Annotated in this window: 14 protein-coding genes; 6 read left to right on the forward strand and 8 right to left on the reverse strand. The window is 67.0% G+C overall.

The features are described from left to right. Positions 1-21 precede the first annotated feature (21 nt). Both EH231_RS33645 and EH231_RS33650 read right to left on the reverse strand, forming a co-directional pair. Positions 22-546: a hypothetical protein gene (locus tag EH231_RS33645; protein WP_124714128.1), complete on the reverse strand. Its 525-nt coding sequence runs from the start codon at positions 544-546 to the stop codon at positions 22-24. 10 nt (positions 547-556) lie between these two features. After that, a complete protein-coding gene (locus EH231_RS33650) occupies positions 557-1213 on the reverse strand; it encodes a DUF6474 family protein (RefSeq protein ID WP_044513907.1) in 657 nt (218 codons plus the stop codon). A 211-nt stretch (positions 1214-1424) separates the two neighbouring features. Between EH231_RS33650 and EH231_RS34565 the strand changes: the two genes are divergently transcribed. From EH231_RS34565 to EH231_RS33665, 3 genes are all read left to right on the forward strand, one after another. Beyond that, positions 1425-2672: a hypothetical protein gene (locus tag EH231_RS34565; RefSeq protein WP_124714129.1), complete on the forward strand. Its 1248-nt coding sequence runs from the start codon at positions 1425-1427 to the stop codon at positions 2670-2672. A gap of 69 nt (positions 2673-2741) precedes the next feature. Next, on the forward strand, positions 2742-3233 hold the full coding sequence (locus tag EH231_RS33660) for an ImmA/IrrE family metallo-endopeptidase (RefSeq protein ID WP_029109019.1): 492 nt from the start codon (positions 2742-2744) through the stop codon (positions 3231-3233). Continuing rightward, positions 3230-4354: a hypothetical protein gene (locus EH231_RS33665; protein ID WP_124714130.1), complete on the forward strand. Its 1125-nt coding sequence runs from the start codon at positions 3230-3232 to the stop codon at positions 4352-4354. The genes EH231_RS33660 and EH231_RS33665 overlap by 4 nt, the downstream gene beginning before the upstream one ends. 82 nt (positions 4355-4436) lie before the next feature. Here the strand turns inward: EH231_RS33665 and EH231_RS33670 are convergent, their stop codons facing one another. From EH231_RS33670 to EH231_RS34070, 4 genes are all read right to left on the reverse strand, one after another. Beyond that, positions 4437-4835, reverse strand: coding sequence for a secretion protein EspR (locus tag EH231_RS33670; RefSeq protein WP_003883957.1), 399 nt, complete (start codon positions 4833-4835; stop codon positions 4437-4439). Between the two features lie 899 nt (positions 4836-5734). Next, positions 5735-6271 (reverse strand): peptidase, encoded by a 537-nt coding sequence (locus tag EH231_RS33675; protein WP_090429850.1) that lies wholly within the window; start codon positions 6269-6271, stop codon positions 5735-5737. A gap of 208 nt (positions 6272-6479) precedes the next feature. After that, positions 6480-7103, reverse strand: a complete 624-nt coding sequence (locus EH231_RS33680) for a superoxide dismutase (RefSeq protein WP_003883955.1) — start codon at positions 7101-7103, stop codon at positions 6480-6482. Positions 7104-7249: 146 nt separating this feature from the next. Continuing rightward, positions 7250-7408: a hypothetical protein gene (locus tag EH231_RS34070; protein WP_090429852.1), complete on the reverse strand. Its 159-nt coding sequence runs from the start codon at positions 7406-7408 to the stop codon at positions 7250-7252. Between the two features lie 433 nt (positions 7409-7841). On the opposite strand from EH231_RS34070, the gene EH231_RS33685 reads away from it, so the two are divergent. From EH231_RS33685 to EH231_RS33695, 3 genes are read left to right on the forward strand one after another with little or no spacing between them, the layout of a single operon-like run. Then, the gene (locus tag EH231_RS33685) at positions 7842-8183 is read left to right on the forward strand and encodes a rhodanese-like domain-containing protein (RefSeq protein ID WP_090429854.1); all 342 of its coding nucleotides are present in this window, start codon (positions 7842-7844) and stop codon (positions 8181-8183) included. Between the two features lie 40 nt (positions 8184-8223). Continuing rightward, positions 8224-9306: a DUF4328 domain-containing protein gene (locus EH231_RS33690; protein WP_124714131.1), complete on the forward strand. Its 1083-nt coding sequence runs from the start codon at positions 8224-8226 to the stop codon at positions 9304-9306. A 5-nt stretch (positions 9307-9311) separates the two neighbouring features. Continuing rightward, the gene (locus EH231_RS33695; RefSeq protein WP_090429857.1) at positions 9312-10184 is read left to right on the forward strand and encodes a glycerophosphodiester phosphodiesterase; all 873 of its coding nucleotides are present in this window, start codon (positions 9312-9314) and stop codon (positions 10182-10184) included. Positions 10185-10187: 3 nt separating this feature from the next. Here the strand turns inward: EH231_RS33695 and EH231_RS33700 are convergent, their stop codons facing one another. Together EH231_RS33700 and EH231_RS33705 are read right to left on the reverse strand one after the other, a co-directional pair. Then, complete coding sequence (locus EH231_RS33700; RefSeq protein WP_090429859.1) at positions 10188-10736, reverse strand: ferritin; 549 nt, start codon at positions 10734-10736, stop codon at positions 10188-10190. Between the two features lie 149 nt (positions 10737-10885). Continuing rightward, complete coding sequence (locus EH231_RS33705; protein ID WP_234940871.1) at positions 10886-11836, reverse strand: LCP family protein; 951 nt, start codon at positions 11834-11836, stop codon at positions 10886-10888. Positions 11837-11887 lie beyond the last annotated feature (51 nt).

An 11887-nucleotide genomic window follows, 5' to 3' on the forward strand; every position in this document is an offset into this window, starting at 1 on the left:
GAGTTGGTCGGGGTGGGACGGTCAGGCGCTGACGCCGACCGGCGGACCCCGGTGAGACACCGAAGCGGCCAGGAGGAGGGCCGACTGCAGCGGCTGGTCGGTGCCGCGTGCCATGCGGCAGACCGTCGGCACCGGCCCGGTCCGGCCCTCCCGGACCATCGCGCGCACCACCCGCGACATCGCTGCCCACAACCGCGTACCCCAGGCGATCAGGCCCGCGCCGAGCGATACCGCTGCCAGGTGCGCGCAGAACATCACCAAGCCGGGCTGGGCGCTGTGCGAGTGGCCCGCCGTCGCCAGGAGCACGTGGGCCAGCAGCTGGCCGGTACCCAGCAGCCCCCACAACACCGCGGTGCGGTTCGCGCGGGCCACGGTCGCGGCCACCGATCCGAAGGTCACCGCGAGGACGACGAGCTGGGCGGCGACCGCCCCGCCCGGCAAGGCACCGCCGGCGGCGCCATGGGCCGCTACGGCCAATGCGGCCGTGAGGGAGCCGACGGCCGTACCGCGCAGTGGGGCTGCGGAATCGATACGGACGCCGGTCATGGAATCGGGCTCAGACCAGTCCCAGCCGAGCCATCAGGTCGGCATCGATGCCGTCGAGCTGAGCGGCGATGGCCGCGTGGGCGCCGCGGCGACGTGCGGTCGGCATGTTCTCGGCGGCGGTCACTGCCGCGGCCAGGTCGGTGAGCCGTTCGTTGATCGCCGTGACGAACTGCTTGGTCTCGGCGTCCTTCGGCTTCTTCTCGGCGACCTGCCGCAGCGTCTGTTCGGCCCCGGAGATCCGCGCGGACAGCTCGGCGCCGTGCCCGGAGAACTGACCGAGCTGCGCCAGCGGGACACCGAGGCGATCGGCGCGACGTTCGTCCAGGGCACCCCGGGCGGCCGTGGCGGCACGGTAGATCAGCGGCACGAGGACGGGCGCCAGCAAACGTGTGACGGTCAGCAGGCGGCGAATCCTGGCGGGGGCGAGCAGACGTCCCTCGCGGGCGGCTTTCAACTCGGTCTCGGCCACTTTGAGGGCCGCGCGGTCGCTGTCCCGCTGCGTCTTGACCTGAGCTTTGAGGGCCCGCTGCGCAGATTTTTGATCCGACTTGATGCGACGAGCCTCGTTCTTTGCGGTGAGCCGGGCTTCCAGCTTGGCCTTGGCCTTGATGGCGCGGGCTTCGGCGCGGCGGGTGGCGCGGCTTTTTCGTCGCGTGAACAGGCCCATTCCGGTTGCCTCCCGGTCAATTCGTCGTGTGTTTGTGGTCACCGCAGAACTGCTGCAGACCCACAGTATCGTCCGGTGGATTTGCTCCGCCGCGGCTCCCCGCGATCGGGGTGGTCAATCGCCTCAGCTAGCAAATTTGCACTGCATGTTTGTGCAAGAATCGAATTCGTTAACGAAGCGTTTGGGCGGTGCGCGAAAGGGTGGTGACAACGTGCGTTCGCGGTTGCGCGTCGCCGCCTCGACCGGTCTGGTGCTTACTGGCCTGATCATCGCCGGTGTCGGGGGAGCATTGGCGTTTGCCGATCCGGATCGGGGCCGGCCCGACGGCGGTCAGGGCTCGTCGAACAGTGCCGGCAACGGGCACGGGGGCAAGGACCACGGCCAAGGCCACGGTCAGGACGGCGACTCCCAGGGCGAAGGTGACGACGGCGGAAGCTCGCCGGGCACCCGCACGTCCCACAAACCCACCAAGACGAGCGGCAAGCCCACCAAGACGACGGGCAAACCGACCAAGACCGACGAACCCACCGGGCCGTCGCAACCGTCCGGCACCCGGACGCCTCCGCAAACCGGAACCGACACCAACACCCCGACCAAGACCGACACGCCGACCCCGACCAAGACCGACACGGCGACACCCAGCACGAAGCCGTCGGAGTCGGAGACACCCACGACTTCGGGCACTGTCGAGACGACCACGGCGTCGTCGTCGACCGAGACCACGGTGACGATGTCTGCGACGACGACTGCGACCACCTCGCGCACGACCGAGACGACAGCGACCACCACGAAAACGACCGAGCCGACAACCGAGACCACGGAGACCACCGAGACCACCGAGACCACCAAGTCGACCTCGGAGACGACCTCTGGGACTTCGGGGACCACCACATCGGGGAGCACCGAAACCACCACGACCCTCATCGGCGGCCCGGCCGGAGGAGGCGGTGGCGTTGGCGGCGGGGTTCCCGCGCCGTTCAACTTCCCGCGCCCGCCGCAGATGCTGTTGCCGCCACCGCAGGCCCAGGTGCTCGCCGACGTGGCCGCGCCGCCCCCGCCCGGCCTCGCCGCGGCGGCCGGGGTGGCGCCGGTAGCCGTTCCGGTGGTCGTGCTGCCTGTCATCGTGCCGCCGCTCGCGGTGCCGTTGGGCGCTCCGGGTTCCGATCATGGGCCGCAGTCCGGCCCGAGGTCGGGACCCGACGTGCAGCCCAACACCAAGATGCGGACCCAGACGAGGCCTCCCGCCGCCGTCGGTTTGGACGCGGGCCTCCCGCCGGCGTCCTTCCGGGCCGGCTACACGGACTACCTGCGCACCGCAAACACGCTGGAAATCGCGGCGATGGCCCTGCCCGGCGTGACCGGGATGATGGCACTGACCGGCCTGGGCGGGCTGGTGGGTTACCGGCAGGCGAAAGCCGGCCGTACGGTCCGAATCGACGCCAGTCGATTCATGCGTTAGGAACGACCTGGGAGAATCCAGGTAAGGGGTCTTGTCCGGGCGTGCTACGAAAGGGTGGAAAGGGGGATCATGTCCGCCAGTCGAAGCGTCACGCGCGCTGTCAACGAGGTTCTCGACCTCGCCCCTCGACAGGGCGAAGTCACATTGACCCGCCTGGTCGACGCGGTGAGCGCAGACCGCGGCAGGCCGATCGAACTGACCATGGCAGAGCTTCCGCCCGGGGTCTGCGGGCAGTGGCGTCAGTACGCCGACCGCGATGTGTTCCTCATCCAGCAGGGCCTGCCGGCCTGGGACCGCACCCTGGCTCACGAGCTCGGCCACCTGGTGCTCGGCCACGAGGGCATCTCGATCGTCGACGCCGCCGCGGCCACCGCCGAGGTGGCCACCTCGGATCTGATCAGCTACATGCTCAACCAACGGACCGGCTGCATGGGTCCCAACGGCGAGGACATCGAGCAAGAAGCTGAGGACTTCGCCGCGCTCCTGCTCTACCGCCTGGGCCGGCTGCCCTCCGACCGGTCATCGATCGTGCAGGTACGCCTCGGAGAGGCATTTGGTTGATCGTCTGGGTGATCGCCGGCCTCCTCGGCCTGGCTACCGGCCTGCGCATCGGTTGGGCACTGGTCAACAAGCAATCCCTGGTGAGCTCCGCGATGATCCTGTCGTTGGGCAGCCTCGGCGTCGTGGCCGCACTGAACTGGCAGCCGCTCGCCCTGCTGATCGACACGGTGGTGCACTGGCCAAACATCGCGGTCGGCCTCAGCCAGCTCGCGCTGATCGCATGTGCCGCAGGCAGTTGCGTGATGATCACGACCGCGTCCTCGGGTCATTCGGCCACACTCACCCGGCGCATCGCACTGATCCAGTACGGCATCGCAGGCGTCGTGGCCGTCATCAGCCTGGTGATCTTCTTCCGTGCGGGTAGGCAACCGGAGATGTCTCCCTCGGAGTACCTCAGGCGGGACCTCGGGTCGAGCGGCACGTCGTGGCTGCTGCCGTTGCTCTACGTGTTCCTGGCCCTCACCCTGGTGGCCTGGGCCGGTCTGCGCTACTCGAACCGCAGCCGGCGAGGGCGGGCGCTGTTCCTGTTCACCGTCGGCATGGTGCTGATCGTCGCCGCCAGCGGCTTCGTCCTGCTCCGGGCTGCGGGGCGGACCGAGCCCGTCGGCGTCGGCGCCGCGGCCACCATGCTCGGGTCCGCCATGGTCATCGTCGCCGCCGGATCACTGCTGCCGAGCGTCGAAGACTGGTTCGGTGCGCAACACGAACTGCGGACCATCAAACCGCTGCTGAATGAACTGGCCCGCCGCCAGCCCGATGTGGGCATCGGGGTCCGGCCGCGCGGGCCGCTGGTGTTCCGCGTCGCCGAACGAATGTCGCTGATCTCTGACGCGCTCTATCTGGAGGCCACCGCGGCCGACGCGCGGCGGCACGAAACCGCCGGGCCGCGTGGATCAAGTGGCGCAACAGAATTGGGAGATACCGAGCGACCTCAGGTGTCACCCCGGGATCAGGCGCGGGCCATCGCCCAGTGGATCAACGACACCCGCGAGGATGACAACGATTCGGCGTTCCCGGGGTTGGCGTGGCTCAGCCAGCCCGAATCATATTCAGACCGGGAATGGATACTGGCGATTGCCGAGCAGTACCGGGATTTGGACCGCGCAGCGGCGCGCAGCTGAAACCCGCGTGAGTGGGAACCACCGAAATGGTCCCCACTCACGTGGGTTTGAGCGCGGTGAAACGCCAGACGAGTCTGACGAATCAGTCGTCGAGGTGTTCCCGGCGGCGCAGCTCGTCGACCTTCTGGACCAGGTCCTGCTGAGCCTCGTTGGACAGCCCGACGGTGCGGGCGGCGATCCGGCGGATCCCCTCGTCACGCATGCTGGCCAGCCAGGTCAGCTCCTTGTCGAGCTTCTCGTAATACTCGTCGTCGGTGAAGTAAGCCGGCTTGATCCGGAAGAAGTTGGCAAGTGCGGCCATGGTTGCCGCCGACGGGTTGGTCCGGTTGCCCGAACGGAGCTGCGACAGGTACGGAGCCGACATGGTGACGCCCTCGGACTTGAGTGCGGCGATCACCTCGGCAGACGTGTGGGGTCCGCGCCCAGGCGGATAAACCGTATCGAACAGGCGGTTTAGGCGGGCGGCGAACGTCTTGCTCATCGATTTGACCTCCACATGCTTCACGAGCGGTACGAATAGGCGGCGTATTTGCTGACTATGGTAGCGAGTGTTGTGACGACAACCAAGTGCAAACGCCACAAAAGTTAAACGGGCTTTGCGTTTTGACGGCCTCTGGCACGGAAACCGGGGCCTTCGCCGTGGAGGTGGCGCGGGATTGCGCCGTCTGGCAATGCAAAAGGTGACGGTCGCGTTGTATTCGGCGCGGTGAGCTGCGCTCACAGGTGCGCTTGATCATGATCAACTTGTGGGCCGGCAACCAGGGCGCAGCCGTGACTAGGGGAAACGGATATTTGCTGGAGTGCGAACCCCTCGTCGCGTCGGATTGCGCGCAAGGCTGTTGTCGAACGACGTGGAACACGTTACAGGTTGGGCGATGGAATGTGCATCAGCCCCCTTGTGCGCGATTGCCAGACCACCTCGAGAGGATTCTGGCGTCGATTCCAGGCGGGGTTGCGGGGCGGAAACCGGTGGACGTTTGCGCTGCGGCCGGACAAACGATGGCACAAATATGGCGGCGCGGACGGTTGCGGCGGGGTGCCCCGGCTATCTGAGGGTGGCGACGGGTAGCCGAATACGGCGACCCTGCTGCTGACGCCGGCGCTGACGCCTGCGGCTGCGGACATGGCGACCTTTCGACACACCGCCGGTATGTGCCGCATGCGCGGCGCACTTACATACGGTCGAAGGTCTCACTCACCCACCGCATCGCCATCTGTCGGACGGGCCTGACGCCAGCGTGTCGGCACGACGATTGCGGGCTGTTGCCCTTCGCTGATCTTGAGGACCCTATCGGCTGACGGCGTAGTCCGCTACATTTCCTACCTATTTCGGGTAGCCAGATTCTCCTGATTGGAGAGGGTGTCCCTCGACTGACAGCGTCATGCCGCCAGGAGCATAGCCAGGATCGCGGTGTCGGGGTGGCTGATCGGATCGACACCCACCCGGCTGACCATTGATGTCACCGTGCCGTCCGATTCGGCTTCGACCCAGGCGGCTCGGTGTTCCAGCCCGAGATATGGAAGGCCAGGTAGCAGTACGCAACCCGACGCCGCGCCGGTGCACTCCGGAAGTGACGGCGTCGTCTCCGAGGGCGGATGCAGCATCAGCAGTGCCGGTGGCTGATGCTCGGCGAAATACCCGGGTGGAACCGCGGATTCGCCGACCACCGGCCCCTCGGCTATGACCAGGCCGACGGTGCCGGGCAGGGGCTGCTCGGGCAACTCCTCGCGGACGCCGAAAACCGTTGTAGTGGAAAGCAATCCGGGAAGTGAAGCGACCCGGACGGTCACGATGAGAAGCTGCGCCCACTCCTTGGTGGATTCGGGCCATCGACCCGCGACCACAAAACCTTTGAGCGCGCCGCCGGAATGAAAGGGGGCGATCTCGATCGCCCGGCCGGACCCCGTCGTATCCATATCGCCTCCGGGACATCGGTGTTGGTGCACCGGCGGATCGGTGCTCCGACACGTCTGTGGGTCGATCACATCAGAATGCGGCAGCAGCGGGAACGGTGCAAGGCGACACGGCCCGGAAACGAGGGCGGGGCGTCACGCAGTACGCGCGACGCCCCTTGGTGAGAGATCAGAAAACCGATCCAGCCCTCGAACCGGACCTATGGCCGAACTAGCCGAAGATCAGGCCGTTGGTCTTGGAGGTGGCTGCCGCGTAGCGGTTCTGCACGTCCTCCCAGTTCACGACGTTCCAGAACGCCTTGACGTAGTCGGCCTTGACGTTCTTGTACTGCAGGTAGAAGGCGTGCTCCCACATGTCGACCTGCAGCAGCGGGATGATGCCGAGCGGCACGTTGGCCTGCTGGTCGTAGAGCTGGAAGGTCAGCAGCCGGTCGCCGAGGCTGTCATAGCCGAGTACGGCCCAGCCCGAACCCTGAAGTCCGTTGGCGGCGGCGGTGAACTGCGCCTGGAACTTGTCGAACGAGCCGAACTGGTCGTCGATGGCCGCAGCGAGGTCGCCGGTCGGCTTGTCGCCACCGTTGGGGGACAGGTTCTTCCACCAGATCGAGTGGTTCACGTGGCCGCCGAGGTGGAACGCGAGGTTCTTCTCGTTGAGGAAGATCGCCGCGTGGTCACCGTTGGCCCGCGCCTCGTCGAGCTTGGCGACGGCGTCGTTGACACCCTTGACGTAGGCCGCGTGGTGCTTGCTGTGGTGGAGTTCGTTGATCTGCCCGGAGATGTGGGGCTCCAGCGCTCCGTAGTCGTAATCCAGGTCCGGCAAAGTGTATTCAGCCACGAGATTCCTTCCTCATTATCGATCGATGGAGCCAAGCGCCCTCAGCGATCCTGAAGTTCGTCAAGATCGCTGCCAACCTTGCTCCATCGCAGGGCGCACCGCAAGGACGCGCGCGCCGACCCCACGTATACCCGATGAGGCGACGGTCAGAACAAGACGATGACTGCGAGCACGCCCAGCAACAGCAGGGCGATCACGCCGGCCCGAAGGAAGGCCATCAACTGGTTACGGGTGTGCAGATGCCCGGCGGAATGCCACTCGGGCTGCGGAAAGGCTGATCCCGATCCGATCGGATGTGACGCCATCAAACACTCCTGACCTGCACGATCAATGCTTGCCCCCCAGTGAGTTCTGTCACAACAGCTGGTGTGACGCTGATCATAGACCCTGTAATGGCCAGGGGAAAATCGGCCGCCGCGCAAGTGGATGAGGCGGGCTCCGCGCCTGGAATCAGGCTGATCCCAATCGATCCGGGTGAGGCACCCGTGGCCACGTTTAGCCGAGTGCTTAATTTCGCTCCGCATCGGTGGTGGTTGTTGATCGCTGCCGTGGACACCCCAGGTTTATCCACAGTGAAGGACAGCTACCGCACAGTAATCCCCATATCGCGGGCTTTCCCGCTGGTGCCGGCCTGTGGATGAACCTGTGGAAACTGTGGATAGCTTCTCGTTGCTAACGGCGCCGCGAGGCATCAGGGGCGGGTGCACTCGACGCCGCGGGCATGCGAGCATTGAGGGCATGGACGATGTGGAAGTCGGGCAGGCCGATATCGCTGCGGTACCCACCACGTTCGAAGGTTCGGTCGTGCTGCTGGACGTCCGTGAGGACGACGAATGGCAACGCGGTCACGCCGCGGGCGCGCAGCACATCCCGATGGGTGATGTCCCGACGAGGATCGCCGAGATCGACCCGGATGCCGAGCTGTACGTGATCTGCCATGCGGGTGGACGTTCTCTGCGCGTGGCGAACTACCTGGCCCGCAACGGCTACACCCCGATCAACGTCGAAGGCGGAATGCTGGCCTGGGCCGGAGCCGGTCGTCCGGTCATCACCGACGCCGGTGGCCCGGGCAGCGTCTGATCGCGGGGACCGGGCGGGAGATCGTGGCTAGGCTGGTCGGATGATCCAGGTGTGTTCGCGGTGCGGGACGCGCTGGAACGTGCGTGACCGGCAGCGGTCGTGGTGTCCCCGGTGCGGCGGTTCGTTGTTGGCGCCTTCTGCGTCGTCGCCTCCGTCGCCGTGGGGACCTGCTGCGCAGTCTCCCGCGTCTCCGGCACTGTCACCACAGTCGCCGGGGGCACCCCGCACGCCGCAACTCGCGCCTGGCTACCGCTGGATCGCCCTGCGCCCGGGCGCTCCGCCACGTCAGCGGCGGCGGCGCCGCTCTCTCGGGCCGACGCCGCACTACCGCACGATTCCGAGCTGGGGCCTGCACCAGTACTTCGACGTCGATGAACAGCCGGAGAAGACCCCTGAAGAGTCCGGCGTGGCCACGGTGCGCATCATGCTCGTCGCAGCCATGGTGGTGCTGGGGATCGCGGCTTTCGCCCATGTGATCCGGTATGTGCTGCTGCTGATCAACCGCAGCGTGCTGTTGCACCCGTTGATCGCCATCGGCGGCCTGGTGATCGGTCTGCTGGCCAGCGTGGTGGCGATCGGCGTCGTGGTCATGACGGTGGTCGCGCTGGTGCGCTGGCTGATCGCGCGTCGGGCCGCCGCTTACGCCGAGCACGGCGAGGTGGATCCGCGCAGCACCACGACCCTGTGGCTCTGTTGCCTGGCGCCGGGGGTGAACCTGGTGATGGCGCCGGTGTTCGTGTGGGAACTGGCCACCCTCGAAGGGCGCCTCTCGTATCTGCGGCGCCCGATCGTGGTGTGGTGGATTGTCTGGGTGCTCAGCGCGGTGGTTGCGACGTGGACGATGGCGAGCACCGTGTACGTGACCTTCTTCAACGACGTCCCGCAGAACATCGCCGACAACACGGTGGCCGTGATCGTCGGGTACCTGCTGGGGCTGGCGGCCTTCCTGCTGACCGCCAAGGTGTTCACCGGTTTCGAGGGCACCGGTACGACGACGGCTGAGCGCAGCGTGCGGCGCTGGGTGGTGATCGAGCCCGAGGCGACCGAGCCTTCGGAGAATCGTGAGGATTCGGCCGAATCGGCCGTTCCGGTTGAGCCCCAGGGGCAGAACCCGGCAGCATAGGCCGTATGGAAACGGGCGACGGCGGAGGCGCTGCACAGGCGGCCCCGGGGCCTGGGCATCCGTTCGTGGTGGCCCACCGGGGGGCATCCGCCGACAAACCCGAGCACACACTTGCCGCATACGACCTCGCCCTGCGCGAGGGCGCCGACGGGGTGGAATGCGATGTGCGGCTGACCCGTGACGGACACCTGGTGTGTGTGCACGACCGCCGGGTGGACCGCACTTCTACCGGCACCGGCCTGGTCAGCGAGATGACGCTGGCCGAGCTGCGCCGGCTGGATTACGGGTCATGGCATGCCGGCGGACGTTCCGGCGATACCGACGCGGACGATCCGGAGGCCGGCCCGATCAGGGACACCGGGCTGCTGACGCTCGACGACCTCGTCTCGCTGGTGCTGGACTGGAACCGGCCGGTCAAGCTGTTCATCGAGACCAAGCATCCCGTGCGCTACGGCGCGCTGGTGGAGAACAAGGTGCTGGCGCTGTTGCACCGGTACGGCATCGCCGCGCCGGCCTCGGCCGATCTGTCGCGCGCGGTGGTGATGTCCTTCTCGGCGGCGGCGGTGTGGCGGATCCGCCGGGCCGCCCCGATGCTGCCGACGGTGCTGCTCGGTGAGACATCGCGGTATTTGGGCGGCAGCGCGGCCACCACGGTCGGGGCCACGGCGGTCGGCCCGTCCATCTCTACGCTGCGTGAGCATCCCGAACTGGTCGACCGGGCCGCCGCCCAGGGACGCGCGCTGTACTGCTGGACCGTCGACCACTACGAGGACGTCCAGTTCTGCCGGGACATCGGCGTCGGGTGGGTGGCCACGAATCATCCCGGCCGCACCAAGAGTTGGCTGCAGAACGGCCTGACCGGTGCGGGCCGGGACTGAGAGTTAGAGATTGCCGCCGGCGGCCTTCGGAGCGCTCGTGTCCGGACCGGCACCGCCTGCGAGTTCGCGGGCCACGAAATCCTCGATGTGGAACAGGTTCGCGCCGGCGCGGTCGGCGATGCGCACCAGCGTCGCCATCGACGAAACCTCTTCGATCTGCTCCTTGAGGAACCACTGCATGAACTGCTCGCCGAGGTAGTCGCCCTCTTCGCGGGCCACACTGGCAAGCCGGCTGATCTGCTCGGTGACGGTGCGCTCCTGGCTGAGTGCCAGTGCGAGCGCGTCCCGGGGAGCGTCGAAGCGGTTGCACACCGCGTCGACACCGGGGATCTCGGCGTCGACATCCCGATCGAGCAGGTACTGGACCAGCATCATCGCGTGGTTGCGCTCCTCGACCGCCTGCGCATAGAAGTGCTTGGCGAGCTGCGGGAGGTCGGCGCCGTCGAAATAAACCGCGATTGCGATGTATTGCTGAGACGCGGTGAACTCGCTGCGGATCTGATCCTGGATAAGTGCGTGAAATTTCGTGTCGAGTTCACTGGGCGTCGTCATGATCGCGAGGATATAGCAGGTCAGGACACATTGTCATCGAAGGTTGGCCTCATTGAGGTCAGCTTTACCTTAGTCACTCGGCCGTGGTGTGGCGCGCACTACATTTGCTGTCGGGAATTTGCTATAGCCTAATTTAGCTTTGCCTAAGCTCAAGGTTCGGGCTTTTCGATGACGTCGGCCGGGACAGCTGAGTCGTTGGCCAGTGCGGTGAACAGGCGGCCGGCCGCGTCACTGTCCCACACCACCACGGCGCCCGAATCGCTGCCGGTGAACTCACCGATCGGCACCGTCGTGGTGACCAGGTCGTCGCCGTGCATCGCCCAGGCCAGTCTGCCGAGGTCCCAGACGTGAGCGTTCTCGTCGACCGCCACCGAGTCGGTGGCGGCGCGGGCCATCGGCTGCCAGCGCAACGGGTTGAGCAGCACCTCCGGGCTGGTGGCCCGGTGCAGCAGCGCGGACATGAACGCCCGCTGGTGGATCATGCGGTCCAGGTCGGCGCGCGGTGTGGCGCGGGTGCGGACGTAACCGAGCGCGCTACGGCCGTCGAGCTGCTGGCAGCCGGCCGGCAGGTCGATCCCGGCGAGCGGGTCGCTGATCGGTTCGACCGGGCACATCGTCACGCCGCCGACGGCGTCGACGAGTGCGGCGAAACCGTCGAAGCCGATCTCGGCGTAGTGGTCGAGGTGCAGGCCGGTCGCGAGTTCGACGGTCTGGGCCAGCAGCGGCGCCCCGCCCAGTGAGAACGCCGCGTTGACTTTGTCCTCGCCGTAGCCGGGGATCGGCAGATAGGAATCACGGGGTATCGACACCATGGTGGCCGGGTTGCCCGAACCGATCCCGGGGATGTGCACCAACAGGATGGTGTCGGTGCGGCCGTTGCCGATGTCCCCGCCGGTGGCGAGGTCGGCCTGCTGCTCAGGGCTGAGGTTCTGGCGGCTGTCCGATCCGACCAGCAGCCAGGTGGTGCCCTGGGCCGCGGCGGGGCGCTCGGGGTAGTCGGCTAGGGCCGGGATGCGGTGCAGCGACGAGTCGATCCAGAAGCCGCCGCCGATCACCGCCAGCACGACCGCCAACACGGAGACCAGGAGCACCGCCGACAGCCGACGGCCCCAGTGCCGACGGCGCCGGGGCTTGCGTACCGGAGTCGGTGC

The organism is Mycolicibacterium nivoides (genome assembly GCF_003855255.1).
Classification (GTDB): Bacteria; Actinomycetota; Actinomycetes; order Mycobacteriales; family Mycobacteriaceae; genus Mycobacterium; species Mycobacterium nivoides.